General features: G+C 66.8%; 15 protein-coding genes. 9 read left to right on the top strand and 6 right to left on the bottom strand.

Going from position 1 to position 15,826, the window contains the following annotated elements:
• Positions 1 to 51 precede the first annotated feature (51 nt).
• Positions 52 to 837, top strand: a complete 786-nt coding sequence (locus M8J71_RS22390) for a histidine phosphatase family protein (protein ID WP_256250062.1) — start codon at positions 52 to 54, stop codon at positions 835 to 837.
• Positions 815 to 1,789, top strand: coding sequence for an NAD(P)H-hydrate dehydratase (locus tag M8J71_RS22385; RefSeq protein WP_256250061.1), 975 nt, complete (start codon positions 815 to 817; stop codon positions 1,787 to 1,789). The genes M8J71_RS22390 and M8J71_RS22385 overlap by 23 nt, the downstream gene beginning before the upstream one ends.
• Before the next feature lie 253 nt (positions 1,790 to 2,042).
• Here the strand turns inward: M8J71_RS22385 and M8J71_RS22380 are convergent, their stop codons facing one another.
• Both M8J71_RS22380 and M8J71_RS22375 read right to left on the bottom strand, forming a co-directional pair.
• Positions 2,043 to 2,465 (bottom strand): Hsp20/alpha crystallin family protein, encoded by a 423-nt coding sequence (locus M8J71_RS22380; RefSeq protein ID WP_163168041.1) that lies wholly within the window; start codon positions 2,463 to 2,465, stop codon positions 2,043 to 2,045.
• A 208-nt stretch (positions 2,466 to 2,673) separates the two neighbouring features.
• Positions 2,674 to 2,865 (bottom strand): hypothetical protein, encoded by a 192-nt coding sequence (locus M8J71_RS22375; protein ID WP_139030241.1) that lies wholly within the window; start codon positions 2,863 to 2,865, stop codon positions 2,674 to 2,676.
• 195 nt (positions 2,866 to 3,060) lie between these two features.
• Between M8J71_RS22375 and M8J71_RS22370 the strand changes: the two genes are divergently transcribed.
• Positions 3,061 to 5,298, top strand: a complete 2,238-nt coding sequence (locus tag M8J71_RS22370; protein ID WP_256250060.1) for a S9 family peptidase — start codon at positions 3,061 to 3,063, stop codon at positions 5,296 to 5,298.
• A 72-nt stretch (positions 5,299 to 5,370) separates the two neighbouring features.
• On the opposite strand, the gene M8J71_RS22365 is transcribed toward M8J71_RS22370, so the two are convergent.
• Positions 5,371 to 5,823: an SRPBCC family protein gene (locus tag M8J71_RS22365; RefSeq protein ID WP_256250059.1), complete on the bottom strand. Its 453-nt coding sequence runs from the start codon at positions 5,821 to 5,823 to the stop codon at positions 5,371 to 5,373.
• Between the two features lie 289 nt (positions 5,824 to 6,112).
• Here M8J71_RS22365 and M8J71_RS22360 point away from each other — a divergent pair, with 289 nt between their 5' ends.
• Genes M8J71_RS22360 through M8J71_RS22345 form a run of 4 tightly spaced genes read left to right on the top strand, consistent with a single transcriptional unit; the run spans position 6,113 to position 10,723 of the window.
• The gene (locus tag M8J71_RS22360) at positions 6,113 to 6,865 is read left to right on the top strand and encodes a peptidoglycan-binding protein (protein WP_256250108.1); all 753 of its coding nucleotides are present in this window, start codon (positions 6,113 to 6,115) and stop codon (positions 6,863 to 6,865) included.
• A 6-nt stretch (positions 6,866 to 6,871) separates the two neighbouring features.
• Complete coding sequence (locus M8J71_RS22355) at positions 6,872 to 9,307, top strand: hypothetical protein (RefSeq protein WP_256250058.1); 2,436 nt, start codon at positions 6,872 to 6,874, stop codon at positions 9,305 to 9,307.
• An 8-nt stretch (positions 9,308 to 9,315) separates the two neighbouring features.
• Positions 9,316 to 9,522, top strand: coding sequence for a DUF2945 domain-containing protein (locus M8J71_RS22350; RefSeq protein ID WP_163168045.1), 207 nt, complete (start codon positions 9,316 to 9,318; stop codon positions 9,520 to 9,522).
• A 4-nt stretch (positions 9,523 to 9,526) separates the two neighbouring features.
• Positions 9,527 to 10,723, top strand: a complete 1,197-nt coding sequence (locus tag M8J71_RS22345) for an NAD(P)/FAD-dependent oxidoreductase (RefSeq protein ID WP_256250055.1) — start codon at positions 9,527 to 9,529, stop codon at positions 10,721 to 10,723.
• A gap of 98 nt (positions 10,724 to 10,821) precedes the next feature.
• On the opposite strand, the gene M8J71_RS22340 is transcribed toward M8J71_RS22345, so the two are convergent.
• Positions 10,822 to 11,397, bottom strand: a complete 576-nt coding sequence (locus M8J71_RS22340; protein ID WP_256250054.1) for a GNAT family N-acetyltransferase — start codon at positions 11,395 to 11,397, stop codon at positions 10,822 to 10,824.
• 10 nt (positions 11,398 to 11,407) lie between these two features.
• Positions 11,408 to 12,574, bottom strand: a complete 1,167-nt coding sequence (locus M8J71_RS22335) for an acetate kinase (RefSeq protein WP_256250053.1) — start codon at positions 12,572 to 12,574, stop codon at positions 11,408 to 11,410.
• 140 nt (positions 12,575 to 12,714) lie between these two features.
• Between M8J71_RS22335 and M8J71_RS22330 the strand changes: the two genes are divergently transcribed.
• Positions 12,715 to 13,020, top strand: a complete 306-nt coding sequence (locus tag M8J71_RS22330; RefSeq protein ID WP_256250052.1) for a hypothetical protein — start codon at positions 12,715 to 12,717, stop codon at positions 13,018 to 13,020.
• Positions 13,021 to 13,052: 32 nt separating this feature from the next.
• Here the strand turns inward: M8J71_RS22330 and pta are convergent, their stop codons facing one another.
• Positions 13,053 to 15,131 (bottom strand): phosphate acetyltransferase, encoded by a 2,079-nt coding sequence (pta, locus tag M8J71_RS22325; protein WP_256250051.1) that lies wholly within the window; start codon positions 15,129 to 15,131, stop codon positions 13,053 to 13,055.
• A gap of 222 nt (positions 15,132 to 15,353) precedes the next feature.
• On the opposite strand from pta, the gene M8J71_RS22320 reads away from it, so the two are divergent.
• Positions 15,354 to 15,821, top strand: a complete 468-nt coding sequence (locus tag M8J71_RS22320) for a hotdog fold thioesterase (RefSeq protein WP_256250050.1) — start codon at positions 15,354 to 15,356, stop codon at positions 15,819 to 15,821.
• The last annotated feature ends 5 nt before the right edge of the window (positions 15,822 to 15,826 follow it).

Here is a 15,826-nt window from a genome sequence, read left to right as displayed (position 1 = left end):
GTGGGTACGCCGCTGGTAATGTTCCTGCATTCGGCAAGGCACACGGACGGGGTGATTCTTGTGAAAGAGGATGGGCTGACTGAGGCTGTCCAGGAGGCCGGGGCGGTGGAGCTGATCCTGATCCGTCATGGTGAGAGCGAAGGCAACGTGGCCGCAACTGATGCGCGGCTGGCGGGGGCCGAGGTCATCGAGGTGCCCGCCCGGGATGCTGACGTGAACCTGTCCGGTACAGGGCAGGAACAGTCAAAGGCCCTGGGCGCGGCGCTGGCACGGATCGCGGAGGACCTCCGGCCTGATGCCGTGGTCTCCTCGCCCTACGCCCGCGCGCGCCAGACGGCCGAGATCGCCATCGAGGCCGCAGGCTGGCCCCTGAAAGTGCGGACCGATGAACGGCTGCGGGACCGAGAACTCGGCATCCTGGACCGGCTGACCCGCCGGGGCGTCGAAAATCGTTTCCCGGAAGAGGCCGAGCGCCGCGAGTGGCTGGGCAAGATGTACTACCGGCCGCCGGGGGGCGAATCCTGGGCTGACGTGGCACTGAGGCTGCGGTCCGTGCTGGATGAACTCAACAACCTCGGCACCGGGCACCGGGTGATGCTGGTCTGCCACGATGCCGTGATCCTGCTGTTCCGGTACGTGCTGGAGGGAATGACCGAGCGGGAGATCCTGGACCTGGCGGCAAGCACGTCAGTGCTTAATGCCTCCCTGACCCGCTACGTGCGACCGTCGGGCGAGGGGCCCTGGACCTTGGAGAGTTTCAACGTGGCGGACCACCTCACCGAGCAGGGCGTGACTGTTACCGAACACGCAGGGGATGCCAGTGTCCACCCAAAGTGAGTCCGTTGCCGCCGCTTCACCTACCCTGGTGACGCCGTCGCTGCTGCGCGACTGGCCGCTGCCGGCGCCGGGCGGGGACAAGTATTCGCGCGGCTCGGTGCTGGTCATCGGCGGTGCGCGGGCCACGCCCGGTGCCGCACTGCTGGCAGGTACTGCTGCGCTGCGGGCCGGCGCCGGAAAGCTCACCCTTGCCGTGGCGGAATCCGTGGCCATGCAGCTCGGTGTGGCGCTGCCTGAATGCGGGGCGATGGGACTCCCAGAGACGGCAGACGGGTCCGTGACCGGCGAAGGACTGGACCGGATTTCTTCCTACCTCGAGCGTGCCGATGCCATCCTGGTGGGCCCTGGATTGGACGACCCGGACCTTGCCGAGGAACTGCTCCGGGCGCTGTTGGAGCGGGAAGGGGACGGCCCTGGTGGTTCGGGCTCCGGGGGTTCAGGCTCGGGTGAGGGAAACGCGGGAGGTGGTCCCGCCGTCGTACTTGATGCCTATGCCCTGGGCGGCCTCGTGAAGCTGGCGGACCGGCTGGACCCGTGGAAGGGGCGCCTGATCCTTACACCTAATCCCAAGGAGGCGGCTGTGCTGCTGGAGCGCGAGGTGGAGGACCTGACAGCGGATGTGGCTGAAATTGCCGATAAGTTCCAGGCCGTCGTGAGCTGCCAGGGCTATATCGCCCGGCCCTCCGGCGGAGACGCACCGGAGGAATCCGAGCTCTGGAAGATGACCACCGGCTACGGCGGGCTGGGGACCTCGGGCAGCGGGGACGTCCTGGCCGGGGCGATCGCGGGCCTGCGGGCGCGGGGAACCACCAGCGCACAGGCGGCATGCTGGGGCACGCATCTCCATGCCGCAGCAGCCGACAGGCTCGCCAGCAGGCTGGGCCCCCTCGGTTTCCTTGCCCGCGAACTGGCCGACGAACTGCCCGCGCTGATGCTGGAGCTGAACACTTAACCCCATCCTGACGGTTGCAGCCCGGGCTCTGGATGCCCCCGCGGCCAGTGGAAGATCCCGTGCGTGGATGCCTCTGAGAGTGAGATGCCTCTGGGCGGTGGGATGGCCCCCGGCCGAAGCCGGGGGCCACCGTATCGGGAAGTTCAGGCCTCACCTGCCGATGCGCGAAAGGCGCTGTGGCGTGCTCAGAATGGCTATCCGCCCCAAGAGGCAGTCAACAATCAATACCCGACGTCCCGATCCTTGTTGGCGACTAGGCGGAAATTTCCTGCTTTGCCCCCTTGGTCTCAATCTCGATCTTGCGCGGCTTGGCCTTTTCGGCGACCGGAATCCGCAGCGTCAGGACACCGGCGTCGTACGAAGCCTTCACGTTGTCAGTGTCCAGCGTGTCCCCGAGCATCAGCTGGCGGCTGAACACGCCGCGCGGCCGCTCGGAGGCGATCAACTCGGTGTCCTTGCCTGCAGGTTCGGGACGCTCCGCCCGCACCGTCAGGACATTCCGTTCCACATCCAGATCCACTGAATCCGGGGTGACGCCGGGCAGATCAAAGGCGACTACAAAGTCCTGGCCTTCACGCCATGCGTCCATCGGCATTGCTGCCGGACGCGCTGCCGTGCCGAGGACCTGCTGGGCCAGCCTGTCCAGCTCGCGGAACGGATCGGTTCGCATCAACATGGCTTCCCTCCTCGTAAGAGACGGTCCAACACCTGTTTTGGTACCAGCCGATCTGTATTGGCTGATATAGATTTTTTAGCACCAGCCCAACAGATCCGCAAGCGGTTTTTGAAAAAAATTTCTACTGCTTTCGGGCGGTGCAGCAGGCATGGCGAAGGGGCCTTCGCGGTGCGCGAAGGCCCCTTCAGAACGCGGTGTATTGGCTGTTCTAGCTGCGGGTGGGATCGGGACGAAGCGGCGCAGGACCCGGGTCCGGGACGGGCAGCGGACCGGGCGGCTCCGGTGCCGGGAACGGATTGGGGGCCGGCGGCCCGGGATGGCCGGGCTGGGTGGGATCAGGCTGGTCCGGGCCCGGTTCCGGCGGAAACGGCTCGGGCTCGTGCACTGGCGGGATGGTCATAAACTTCCCCTCTCACGCTGGGCGGATGTGCCTTAGCGTGAACAGGATACGCCTGCCGCCAGAAGCCTACTAGGGCGCTATTTCACGACCTGGATTTCTCCGGGAGATGATGGCGCGTCCGGGATGGCGGGTGGGGGTTATCGTCCGGTAGCGAACGGCCGGTTCATTGTCGGCGGGGATCTATATATTGAATTCATGACCCAGACTCCGCTGCAGGATTCCGCCAGCACCACCGCCACCACGCCCACTCCCCCGGTGGCCAAGAAGATCCCCTCCGAGCGCATCCACCACGGAGACACCTTTGTGGACCACTACGAGTGGCTGCGGAACAAGGAATCCGACGAGGTTGTGGAGCACCTCAAGGCCGAGAATGCCTACCAGGAAGCGGTTACTGCGCATCAGGAGCCGCTGCGCGAGGCGATTTTCCAGGAGATCAAGGGCCGCACGCAGGAGACGGATCTGTCCGTCCCCCACCGCAAGGACGGCTGGTGGTACTTCAGCCGCTCGGTGGAAGGCAAGGAGTACGGCATCCAGTGCCGGGTGCGGGCCCAGAACACCGGGAACCCCGTCGCGGACTGGACTCCCCCCGCAGTGGAGCCCGGCGTCGAAATTCCGGGCGAGGAAATCCTGCTCGACGGCAACATCGAAGCCGAGGGGAAGCCGTTCTTCTCGGTGGGTGGCACGGCCGTGACGGTGGACGGCAATCTCTATGCGTACGCCGTGGACAACGCCGGCGATGAACGCTTCACCCTGCGCATCAAGGACCTCCGGACCGGCGGACTGCTGCCGGACGTCATTGAGAACATCTTCTACGGCGTCGCCTTCTCCCCCGACGGCACCCGCATCTTCTACACCGTGGTGGACGACTCCTGGCGCCCCTACCAGGTCAAGGCCCACACCCTCGGAACGCCCGTCACCGAGGACGTGGTGATCTACCAGGAAGACGACGTCGCCATGTGGCTGGGCTTCGAGCTTTCTGCCGACCGCCGCTACCTCGTGCTGGGTATCGGCTGCTCGGAGTACAGCGAGACCCGCCTGCTCCGCTTCGATGACCCGGCCCAGGAGCTCACCACCGTGATCCCCCGGCACGAGCGCGTGCTCTATGAGGCCGAACCGTTCCTGCTGCCCGGCCCGGACGGCCTGAAGACGGAACGCATCCTGCTCACGCACAACCGGGGCGCCATCAACTCCATGGTCTCCCTGACGGACCTGGCCGAGCTTCGCAAGCCGCTCGCCGAGCAGCGCTGGGACACCGTCGTCGAACATTCCGACGACGTCCGCGTCAATGGTGCCGGTGTCACCTCCACGCACCTCATCATCTCCATCCGCAAGGACACCATCGAGCGGGTCCAGGTCATGGGACTGGCAGGTTTGGGGACCGGGGCCCAGGAAACACCGGTGGAGCCCGCGTTCGACGAGGAGCTGTACACCGCGGGAGTTGGCGGGTCGGACTACGAGGCTCCGGTGATCCGGCTCGGCTACACGTCCTACTTCACGCCGTCGCGGGTTTACGACTTCGTCCTGCCAACCCCCGGGCAGCCCGCCGGCGAACTGCTCCTACGGAAGGAAAGCCCGGTCCTGGGCGGCTACGACGGCAACGACTACGTGGCAACCCGCGAGTGGGCCGAGGCCAGGGACGGCACACGCATCCCGCTTTCGGTTTTGCGCCACAAGGCTGTGGAGCAGGATTCGACGGCGGCGGGCCTGGTGTACGGGTACGGCTCCTACGAGCTGAGCATGGACCCCGGCTTCGGCATTGCGCGGCTGTCCCTGCTGGACCGCGGCGTGGTGTTCGTGATTGCCCATATCCGCGGCGGCGGCGAACTCGGCCGGCACTGGTATGAGAGCGGCAAGAAACTGGCGAAGAAGAACACCTTTACCGATTTCGTCGACGCAACGGACTGGCTGGCACATTCCGGTTGGGTGGACCCGTCCCGGATCGCGGCCCTCGGCGGCTCGGCCGGCGGACTGTTGATGGGTGCCGTGGCCAACATGGCTCCTGAAAAGTACGCCGCCATCGTGGCCCAGGTGCCGTTCGTGGATGCCCTCACCACCATCCTGGACCCGGAACTGCCGCTGTCAGCCCTCGAGTGGGAGGAATGGGGCAACCCGATCACGGACCCCGAGGTCTATGCCTACATGAAGTCGTACTCCCCGTATGAGAACGTGGGCCCTGCCCGGTACCCGAAGATCGCCGCGGTGACGTCCTTCAATGACACCCGGGTGCTGTACGTGGAGCCTGCAAAGTGGGTGCAGGAGCTGCGGAACAGGACCACCGGATCCGAACCGGTGGTGATGAAGATCGAGATGGACGGCGGCCACGGCGGCGCGTCCGGCCGCTACGTCCAGTGGCGCGAAAGGGCCTGGGACTACGCGTTCATCGCCGACTCCCTGGGGGCTACCGAACTGCTGCCGGGAGCCGGCCTGAAGTAGGACTGAAGCGTACGACGGCGGGCGCGTCCCGCCGTCGTACGTCCGCCGCTGCGCCGCCAAAGTGGCGGGACGTCAGGACTGCGGGTGTTCGGCCAACCACTCCGCCAGGGTTTCGAGGTTGGCGCGGACCGTCCGCCCCTGGGCGCGTTCCACCAGGGAGTCGGCCAGTTTGCCGAAGACGCCGCCCAGGCCTGATCCGGCATCGATCCGCTGGGTCAGGCGGGTGCCGCCGTCGGACGGCTCCAGTGCGAGCGTTACAGTGAATTCCAGCTTGCCTTCAACGGCGCGTGAGACCATCCGCCGGGGCGGATCGAATTCGATGATCTCGGTGGTCCAGTCGAACTGCTTTCCTATGATTTTGCTGGTCCCCCGCCCACGGGCGCCCACCCCGAGGGGACCGTCGCCGATCTGCTCCGACGAGGTGACCGAGGAATCGTAGACGGCGATGTTTTCAAACTTCGAGAGGAAGTCAAAAACTTCCTGCGGCGGCCGGGCAATAACAACAGTTTCTTCTACAACAGGCACTGAGTTCTCCTTTGAAGGGCACCTGGTGCCGGCAGCTCTGCCGGCAGGAAGGCAGGCACAGCCACAGACTGGACCCTCCGCGAGGCAGTGTCAATGCCGTGTCACGAGGGCTGGGCGCGGCGGGAGGGGAAGCTGTGCGTGCACCCTCGAACCGGCGTGACCAGCGGTAACACGTCCCGCCCCGGGACCCACCTGTACTAAAAAATGCTCATCATGCTTACTATTGTCTGGCGCCGACTGCCCGCTGGGGGCAGGCCACCCGGCGCCCAATCTGGAGGTTTGCGTGAGCATGGAACAGGAAATGCGTCCCCTGACCGACGATGAACTGATGTCGGAGCAAGCAACAGCCCTGCCGGACAAGGAAGTTGCCTCTGTCCTTGACCTGAACGCGGACCTGGACCTGGGCATCGATGCGGCAGCACCCATCGACCTTGCGGTGGCGGCCAACGCCAACGTGGCCGCACCGATCGACGCCGCAGCCTCGGCCAACATCCTTTCCTTTGGCTCCGAGGCCCAGGCCCTGGCGGACCAGGGCGTCATGATCGACCAGGGCATCGTGGCCGACGCGAACGCCGAATCCACCCAGGACAGCACCATCAACCAGGGCAACGACACCGTTGACGACGGCGGCACCACGGCGGGCACCGGAACCACTGAACCGGGCACCGTTGCGGGAACGGCCGACGCCGGGAGCCTCCTCCCCGACGGAACGGCCACAGACGGCATCGTCCCCGAGGACGGCCTGGGCGGCGCCCTGCCCGACGTCGGCGCACTGCCGGTGGATCCCGCCGCCGCACTGGACGGGGACCTGCTCAACGTCAACGTGGACCTCGCGGCCGACGCCGACATCGCCGCACCCATCAACGGCGCAGTGGCCGCGAACGCAAACGTCGCCGCTCCTATCGACGCCGCCGTCGCAGCGAACATCGGCTCCATCGACAGCCAGGCCTACGCGGTGGCCGAGCAGGACGCCATCATCTCGCAGCAGATCGAGGGCGAAGCCAACGCCTCCGCGGACCAGCAGTCCAACCTCGAACAGTAAGCACAGATGACCCACGCCACCGGCGGGCCGCGCCCTGAGGCCGGCCCGCCGTCGTCCCCTGCCTCCCTTGCCGAACACCCGCTGCAGGTTCCCTCGCGTGCCGACGGCGTCCAGCTGTTGGGGCAGTCCGAGGGGTCGGGTTACCGGGAACCGCCTTCCCTGGTCCGCCGCGCGGACGGTCAGACCCTGCAGCTGACCCGGCTGCTGTACCTGGTGCTGGAAGCTGCAGACGGAAACCGGAGCGTGGAAGAGATCGCGCAGCACGCCACGGCGGGTTCCGGACGCCTCATCAGCGCCGACAACGTGCGCACACTGATGGACTCCCAGCTGCTGCCCATGGGCCTGCTCCGCCTGGCTGATGGCTCCGAGCCGGAAGTCCGGAAGGCAGACCCGTTACTGGGCATGCGCTTCCGCTACACCGTGACGGACCCCGAACGCACCCGGAAAATCACGGCACCCTTCGCGGTGCTCTTCAATCCGCTGATCGTCGTGGCCGTCACAGCTGCGTTTCTGGCCGCCTGTTGGTGGGTGCTGATGGTGAAGGGCCTCGGCTCGGCCACCCACGAGGCGTTCGCCAACCCGGCACTGCTGCTGCTGATTTTTGCCATCACCATCCTTTCCGCCGGTTTCCACGAGTTTGGCCATGCCGCAGCGGCGCGCAAAGGAGGCGCAACACCCGGCGCCATGGGCATGGGTCTTTACCTCGTCTGGCCGGCGTTCTTCACTGACGTCACCGATTCGTACCGGCTGGGCCGCGGCGGCCGGATACGCACAGATTTTGGCGGCCTGTACTTCAACGCGATTGTTGCAGTGGGGATCATGGGGCTGTGGTGGGCCACCGGCTTTGATGCCCTGCTGCTGGTGGTGGTCACCCAGATCCTGCAGATGGTCCGGCAGCTGCTCCCCCTGGTGAGGTTCGACGGTTATCACATCCTGGCTGACGCCACCGGCGTACCCGACCTGTTCCAGCGCATTAAGCCCACCCTCCTGGGCCTGCTGCCCTGGCATTGGGGAAAACCGGAAAACAAGGTGCTCAAGCCCTGGGCAAGGGCCGTGGTGAGTGTTTGGGTGCTGGTGACCGTGCCTCTGCTGCTGTTCAGTTTGGCCATGATGGTGCTCGCCCTGCCGCGGCTGCTGGCCACGGCATGGAGCAGTGCCGTGAGGCAGCAGGAACTGTTCACCGAAAGCCTTTCCGCGGGCGACCCGGCGGGCGCTGCAGTGCGGGTCCTGGCCATCGCGGCCGTGGCCCTTCCCATGCTGGGCATGCTGTACATCCTGCTGCGGCTGCTGCGGCAGCTGGTTACCGGGCTCTGGCAGAAGACGCGCGGCAACGTCCTGCGGCGCACGGCGGCCATGGGTGTTGTGGCGGCGCTGCTCGCCGGGCTGGGCTGGGCATGGTGGCCCGACGGCGGGACGTACCGTCCGGTGCAACCGTACGAACGCGGCACGCTGGCGGATGCAACGACGTCGATCCTCCCTGCTGCGGACACCGTCCTGCGGGAAGGCAGCAGCGGAAGGACCGTGGCGCTGTGGCCCGAAGGCGCTGCTAAGCCAACCCGGGAGAACCCGCAGCTGAGCATGGTGCTGGTGCCGGTGGAGGCTTCGCCCGGCTCCGGCCCGGCTTCATCCCCTTCCACTTCTCCCGCAGCGGCTGCCCCGCCGTCGTGGGTCTTCCCCTTCGACCGGCCGGCGGCGCCTGAGCAGGACGGCAACCAGGCCCTGGCCGTGAACACCACCGACGGTTCTGTCACCTACAGTGTGGCCTTCGCGCTGGTGTGGGCCGAGGACGGGGATCCCGTTGACACCAGGAACGAGGCGTACGCCTTTGCCAGCTGCACCGGCTGCGCAGCGGTGGCGGTGGGCTTCCAGGTGGTCCTCATCGTGGGCCAGGCGGACGTGATCGTCCCGGAGAACCTTTCGGCCGCGGCCAACTACAACTGCCTCAAGTGCGTCACCTATGCGCTGGCCAGCCAACTGGTCCTCACACTGGATGGTCCGCTGAGTGAATCCGGCATGGCCCAGCTGGCGGCCCTGTGGGCAGAAATTGCCGAGTACGGCCGGAACATCCAGAACGTGCCGCTTTCGGAAATCCAGGGCCGGCTCGCCGCCTTCAAAGACCAGATCACGGCCATCGTCCAGGCCGATCCGCGTGCCGCCCAGGGCTCCACCCAAACCGTCACTCCTGGCCCAACCGACGTACCGGCGGCAACATCGGATCCCACAAGTCCAGCTGCGCCGGCTACACCCGCCCCAAGTCCACCCGGCACGGGAGCCCTGGCACCTGCTCCGGCAGGAACGGGGGCCGCAACAGCACCGGCGACGCAGCCCGCCCCCGGCGACGCACCGCCGTCGTACGCCCCCATTGAGACGCCGGCCCCAACGGCGGATACTGGGGGCACAGCCCCCGCTGTGGAACCCCTACCCACCGTAAATCCCAGCTAGGAGAGCACATGTCGTTGAGCAAGGGAACGTCCGTGGAATGGAACACGCCACAGGGCAAGACGCACGGCAAGATCGTGGAGAAGAAGACCAGCGACTTCGAACTGGACGGCAACAAACACCGCGCCAGCGAGGACGAGCCCCAGTACGTGGTGGAATCGGCGAAGACCGGCGCGCGGGCCGCCCACAAGGCTTCCGCCCTGACGGAAAAGAAGTAGCGCAGTGGCCGCACAGCACGAGGTTGTGATCATTGGCGGCGGCAACGCCGGCATCTCCCTGGCTGCCCGGCTGGAGCGCTACGGCGTCAAGGACGTGGCCGTCATTGAGCCCCGCGAGCACCATTACTTCCAGCCGCTGTTCTCCCACATCGCCGGCGGCAGGGCAGCAGCCAAGGAAGCCGTCCGGCCGCAGGAACCCCTGATCCCGAAGGGTGTCACCTGGATCCGCGATTCCGCCACGGGCGTGGACACGGACTCGAACACAGTCAACCTTGAATCCGGAGCCACCGTGGCATACGGCCAGCTGGTGGTCTGCCCGGGCCTGCAGTACGACTGGGACGCGGTGCCCGGCCTGGCCGAGGCTGTGCATTCCCCCAATGGGGCTTCCCACTACGAGTTTGAGCTGGCGTCCAAGGCGTGGACACTGCTCAGCGCCCTGAAATCCGGCACCGCCGTGTTCACCATGCCGGCCGGCCCCATCAAGTGCGGCGGCGCAGCCCAAAAACCGATGTACCTTGCCTGCGACTACTGGCGGGAACAGGGCGTCCTGGACCAAATCCGGGTTGTGATGGTCCAGCCCTACCCCACTGTGTTCGGGGTGGCGGAGGTGGACCGGGAACTGGACCGCAAGATCGCCGAGTACGGCATCGAGCTGCGGACCAACAGCGAACTGGTGTCCGTCGATGCTGCGGGCCAGAAGGCGACCGTGCGGAACATCGAGTCCGGCGTCGAGGAAAACCTGCACTACGACGTCCTGAACGCCGTCCCGCCCCAGTCGGCGCCGGACTGGCTCAAGGCAACCGACCTGCCCGCCCCGGCTGATGCGGGCGGTTTTGTGGAGGTGGACCGGCAGACCCTCCGGCATATCCGGTTCCACAACGTCTGGTCCCTCGGCGACGCGGCCGGGACCACCAACTCCAAGTCCGGCGGTGCCCTGCGCAAGCAGACAAAGGTGCTGGCCAAGAACCTGGTGGCCGCCCGGAAGGGGAAACCGCTGCCGGCCAAGTACAACGGCTACTCCGTGTGCCCGTTCACGGTGTCGCGCAACACCGTGGTGTTTGCGGAGTTCGACGACCGGTACCGGCCCATGCCCACGATCCCCCGTGTGCCCACCTGGAACGAGAGCAAGCTGTCCTGGGTGGTGGACCGGGACATCTTCCCCCAGGTGTACTGGAACCTGATCCTCAAGGGCCGCGCCTGAGGGGTGAGAGAGCGTTTAAGAAAAGGCCACATCGAGTGAGAGAGCGTTCGAAAAAAGGCCGCATCAAGTGAGAGAGCGTCGCCAGGGGGTTCGGGGTTTTAGGGCCTGGTCCGTTTTAGGGCCTGGTGGACGCGCCACTCGTCGGCCAGGACCGCGTAGATCAACTCAGTGGCCCACTGGCCTTTGTAGTGCCACTTGTCCACGTGCCGCGCTTCCTGCCGCATGCCCAAACGGCAGCAGAGCTCCGCGGACGCCGTGTTGAGCTCGTCCAGGCGCGCCTCGATCCGGTGCAGGCCCAGCTCCTCGAAGCCAAGCCGGAGCATCGCCGCTGCGGCCTCGGTGGCGTAGCCCTTGCCCCTGGCACCCGGAGCCAGGGCCCAGCCCACCTCGCCTTGGGCCCGGCCCGGCAACCATTTCAGCACCACCTCGCCCTGCAGCCCGGCCTGGTCTGCCGACTCGATAGCCAGGGCCACCCAGTCGCCCTCCTTCTCGAAAACGAAGTTGGCGTACCGGCCCACCCGCTCCATCGACTCCGTGTAGCTCTTGGCCGGTCCAGGCAGGAACCGGGCCGTCTCCGCCAGCGAATGGTACGCGTGGAAGGCGTCCAGGTCACTGCCCTCAAAGCGGCGCAGGATCAGCCGCTCTGTGCGGATCGGCAGGGTGATCTCAGGCATGGGAAGGAGGCTAGCGGGCAGGCCCGGATCCTACGACGGCGGCCGTCGCCTCCGCGATGGCGCGTTCCTCGTCAGTGGGAACCACCAGGACGGGGATGGCGGACTCCGGGGTGGAAATGACGCGGGGTTCCTTGGACCGCTCGGCGTTCAGGCCGGCGTCGAGCTCTATGCCCAGGGCACCCAGCTTCTCCGCCACGAGCGCGCGGAACTGGTGCGAGTTCTCTCCGATGCCGGCGGTAAACACCAGCGCCTTGGCTCCGCCCACAGCCACGTGGTAGCCGCCGATGTATTTGGCCAGCCGGTACGAGGTGACGCCGAGCGCGGTGGCCGCCTTGGCGTCCCCGGCCTCGGCTGCCTCGACCACCGAACGCATGTCGTTGTTGCCGGCCAGGCCCTTCAGCCCGGATTCGCGGTTGAGCATGGTGTCGATGTCTTCAGGGGTCCAGCCGGCCCGGCCGAGGAACACCAGGATGGAGGGGGCCCGGGCGCCCGAACGGGTCCCCATCACCAGGCCCTCCAGCGGGGTGAAGCCCATGGACGTATCCACGGAATGGCCTCCCCTGATGGCCGTGACGGAGGCGCCGTTGCCCAGGTGGGCGATGACGCCGTCGAACTCCTCAACCCGAAGGTCCAGCAGCGCGGCGGCGCGGCGGGTGACGTACTCATGGGACGTGCCGTGGAAGCCATAGCGGCGGATGCCGTGGTTCGTGTAGAGCTCGTCCGGGACGGCGTAGCGCCAGGCGTGCTCCGGAAGGGTGCGGGGGAAAGCTGTGTCAAACACGGCCACCTGCGGCATGTCCGGCCACTTTTTGGTGATCGCGCGGATGCCCAGGACATTGGCCGGGTTGTGCAGGGGCGCCAGCGGGTTGAGCCGCTCGATCGCGCGGGTGATCTCGTTGTCGATCAGCACCGGCTCGGCAAACCGCTCGCCGCCGTGCACCACGCGGTGCCCCACGGCGGCCAGCTCCAGGCCGCCCAGTTCCTGGTGGATGGCTGCGTCCACCTGCTCCAGCGCCTCGGCGTGGTCCCGCGGGCCCTCGATCTCGCCGTCACCGTCGCCGCCGTTGCCCATGCCGATCTTTTCGATCAGCCCCTCGGTCAAGACGCTCCCTGCGGCGACGTCGCGCACCTGGTACTTGAGCGAGGACGAGCCGGAATTGATGACAAGCACGAGCATGCGGGGCCTCCTGAGCCTGGCTTCTGCAGTTCAAACCACACTATAGGTTGCCCTGGTGCCACGCAGTTTCCTTGCGATTGTGAGCGGGCTGTGCCTAGAGTCGGCGGACAGGCTGGACCACGCCCCGAGAGGACAATTCCATGACGAACGAGCCCGCTTCGATCGACGAGAACGACCCCACCAACACGGGTTCCAGCAGCACGGCACCCCTCCAACCGCAGGCGGACTCCGACGCCGGCCCAGGCTCCGGTACCAAGGATCCCACTGGCGTTGAGGGTGCCAACCCTGCCCTGGACGACACCGGCAACGTCAAGGCCGCCGAAACCGGCGAAGCCCCGCAGGCCCCCGAAAACACCGAGGATCTCGACCTGACCCCGCAGGGCCTGTCCGACGAGCCGGCCAAGCAGGAGGACGATCAAAGCCTGGCCAAGCCGGACAACAGCTGATCCCTGCAAAAGGGAAGCCTGTGCCGCGCAGGCTACGAGGCCGGCGCCTGCGCCTGGATGGCCGTGATGGCCACGGTGTTCACGATGTCCTCCACGGTGCAGCCGCGGGAGAGGTCGTTGACCGGCTTCCGCAGCCCCTGCAGGACGGGCCCGACGGCGACAGCACCCGAGCTCTGCTGCACCGCCTTGTACGTGTTGTTGCCGGTGTTGAGGTCCGGGAAGATGAACACGGTGGCCTGCCCGGCCACGGAGGAGCCCGGCATTTTGGATTCGGCGATCGAAGCGTCCACGGCGGCGTCGTACTGGATGGGGCCTTCGACGGCGAGGTCGGGGCGGCGCTGGCGGACCAGCTCGGTGGCCTGCCGCACCTGGTCCACGGCCGAGCCGGACCCGGAACCGCCGGTGGAGTAGGAGAGCATGGCCACCCGCGGCTCGACGCCAAACTGAGCTGCGGTCTCGGCCGAGGCCAGCGCGATATCCGCCAGCTGCTCCACGTTCGGGTCCGGGTTCACCGCGCAGTCACCGTAGACCAGCACCCGGTCCGGCATCAGCATCAGGAACACGGACGACACGATTTTCACGCCCTCGCGGGTCTTCACAAACTCCAGTGCGGGCCGGATGGTGTGCGCGGTGGTGTGGGCAGCTCCGGACACCATCCCGTCCACCACGCCCAGCTGGACCATCATGGTGCCGAAGTAGCTGACATCCTGCATGATCTCCAGGGCTTTGGCCAGGTCCACACCCTTGTGTGCCCGCAGCTCCGAGTACTGCTCGGCGAACTTCTGCCGCAGGTCGGAGGTGGCGGGATCCACGATGTTGATGCCGGACAGGTCGATACCGCGGGCAGCGGCCAGCTCGCGGACGTCCGATTCCGGCCCGAGCACGGTCAGGTCGCAGACGTCGCGCCGGTGCAGGATTTCCGCCGCGCGCAGGATCCGTACATCCGTCCCCTCGGGGAGAACCACGTGGCGGCGCTGCGCCCGGGCCCGTTCGATGAGGTCGTGCAGGAAGCGGAGCGGGGTCATCCGCTCCGCCCGCGGCAGGTGCAGCCGCTCCACCAGCTCCGCCTCGTCCACGCTGCGGGACCAGAGGCCCAGGGCCGAGGCCACCTTGCGGCGGTGCCCGGACCAGATCTCGCTCCGGACTTCCGAGACGCGGCGGGCCGTGGTGTACGTGTCCTCCGGGGCGGCAAACACGGGGAATGGCGCCTGGGCCAGGAGGGGATAGATGTTGGCGTCCGGCGCCAGCCCGCCCGTGAGGATGAGCGCTGAAGCCACGGGAAACTCGGGCGAGAAGGACGACGCGAGGCAGGCCACCATCACGTCCGCGCGGTCCCCCGGCACGATCACCAAGGCACCCTCGTCCAGCACGTTCAGGAAGTTACCCACGTTCATGGCCGCCACCTTGATGTCCCGGACGTCGCGCTCCATGTCCGCCCGGCCGGCAATCTGCCGCACGCCAAGCGCGGCAGCCACTTCCCCGGTGGTGGGGCGGGCGATTTCCTCCAGCTCGGGCAAGACGTAGACGGGCCGCTTGGAGGCGCCGGGCTTGACGGCGGCGGCTATAGCGTCGACGTCGTCCGGGTCAGCGCGGTTCACCATAATGGCCAGCAGCGCGCATTTCTCCGCGGCGAGCTCCTTGCGGGCAACCTCGACGGCGGCCGCCGCCTCAGCCACGGTCCGCCCCTTGGCCCCGACCACGGCCACCACGGGGGCGGCCAGGTTGTTGGCCAGGCGCGCGTTGAGGTCGAATTCGACGGCGGCGTCCTGGCCCGTGAGGTCGGTGCCCTCCACAATCACGACGTCGCAGTGGCGGGACATCTCGGCGAAGATTTCCACGCAGCGGGAATCGATCTCCTCGCGATTGCCTTCGGCGAGCAGGAACCGGACCTCCTCGTGGGTAAGGCCGCCGCGGCAGCGCTCATCCTCCAGCGCGAACCTCGACTTCATGAGCGCCACCATGGGATCGTCCGCCGCATTCGGGCCATGCACCACAGGTTTGAAGAAGCCGATCCTGTCGGCATGCCGGTGCAGGGTATCCGCCAGGCCCAGGGCCACGAGGGATTTGCCCGATCCGGGGGTGGTTGCGCTGACGTAGATGCTTTTGGCCATGGTCCGCCCTTTTGCTGGTGTGCTGGTGCCGGTCCTCCCATCCTTGCACTTCCCACCCCGCGAGATGACGCTTCGCGCTCCGCGAGACGGGTCTTCGGGGCAATCCGGAGGCCCGTCGCTGCCGTCCCATGCGTCCCGTGGCAAGGCGTTCCCCTTGACACCGCACCCCCTCATGGGATTACCTAATGAACATTCGGTAAATAAAGCTGGAGGCAATGACGCATGGCTGAAACAACCCTTTCCGGGCCCCACCACCAGATCCTGGAGAACGATTACGCCTCCGAGTGGATGGGCATCGAAGTCCTCTCACTGAGCGACGGCCATGCCACCATCCGCATGAAGCTCCGGCAGGAAATGCTCAACGGCTTCGGCATGGCCCACGGCGGAATGATCTTCGCCTTCGGTGATACGGCGTTTGCGCTTGCGTGCAACCCTGCCGTCCCGGCACCCGGGGAGGAAAACAACATCACTGTGGCCTCCGGCGTCGACATCAATTTCCTCAAGCCGGCCTTCCGCGGCCAGGTGCTGACCGCCGTCGCGGACCGCCGCTCCAGCGCCGGGCGCAGCGGCCTCTATGACATCCAAATTTTCGCTGCCGACGCCCCTCCGGCAGAAGCCGCCAACTCCGACACCCCCGGCGAACTCATTGCCGAGTTCCGCGGACGCAGCCGCACCATCCCCAAGAAGTAGGTAGA

This window comes from Pseudarthrobacter sp. R1, from assembly GCF_024494415.1.
Classification (GTDB): Bacteria; Actinomycetota; Actinomycetes; order Actinomycetales; family Micrococcaceae; genus Arthrobacter.
This window is presented reverse-complemented; position numbering and strand designations above follow the sequence as displayed.

Excerpts from the sequence above, each read along its gene's own strand:
- M8J71_RS22380 (WP_163168041.1), bottom strand. The coding sequence starts at position 2,465 with ATGTTGATGCGAACCGATCCGTTCCGCGAGCTGGACAGGCTGGCCCAG.
- M8J71_RS22350 (WP_163168045.1), top strand. The coding sequence starts at position 9,316 with ATGTCGTTGAGCAAGGGAACGTCCGTGGAATGGAACACGCCACAGGGC.
- M8J71_RS22335 (WP_256250053.1), bottom strand. The coding sequence starts at position 12,574 with ATGCTCGTGCTTGTCATCAATTCCGGCTCGTCCTCGCTCAAGTACCAG.
- M8J71_RS22375 (WP_139030241.1), bottom strand. The coding sequence starts at position 2,865 with ATGACCATCCCGCCAGTGCACGAGCCCGAGCCGTTTCCGCCGGAACCG.
- M8J71_RS22330 (WP_256250052.1), top strand. The coding sequence starts at position 12,715 with ATGACGAACGAGCCCGCTTCGATCGACGAGAACGACCCCACCAACACG.
- M8J71_RS22340 (WP_256250054.1), bottom strand. The coding sequence starts at position 11,397 with ATGCCTGAGATCACCCTGCCGATCCGCACAGAGCGGCTGATCCTGCGC.
- M8J71_RS22370 (WP_256250060.1), top strand. The coding sequence starts at position 3,061 with ATGACCCAGACTCCGCTGCAGGATTCCGCCAGCACCACCGCCACCACG.
- M8J71_RS22320 (WP_256250050.1), top strand. The coding sequence starts at position 15,354 with ATGGCTGAAACAACCCTTTCCGGGCCCCACCACCAGATCCTGGAGAAC.
- M8J71_RS22355 (WP_256250058.1), top strand. The coding sequence starts at position 6,872 with ATGACCCACGCCACCGGCGGGCCGCGCCCTGAGGCCGGCCCGCCGTCG.
- M8J71_RS22360 (WP_256250108.1), top strand. The coding sequence starts at position 6,113 with ATGGAACAGGAAATGCGTCCCCTGACCGACGATGAACTGATGTCGGAG.
- pta (WP_256250051.1), bottom strand. The coding sequence starts at position 15,131 with ATGGCCAAAAGCATCTACGTCAGCGCAACCACCCCCGGATCGGGCAAA.
- M8J71_RS22385 (WP_256250061.1), top strand. The coding sequence starts at position 815 with ATGCCAGTGTCCACCCAAAGTGAGTCCGTTGCCGCCGCTTCACCTACC.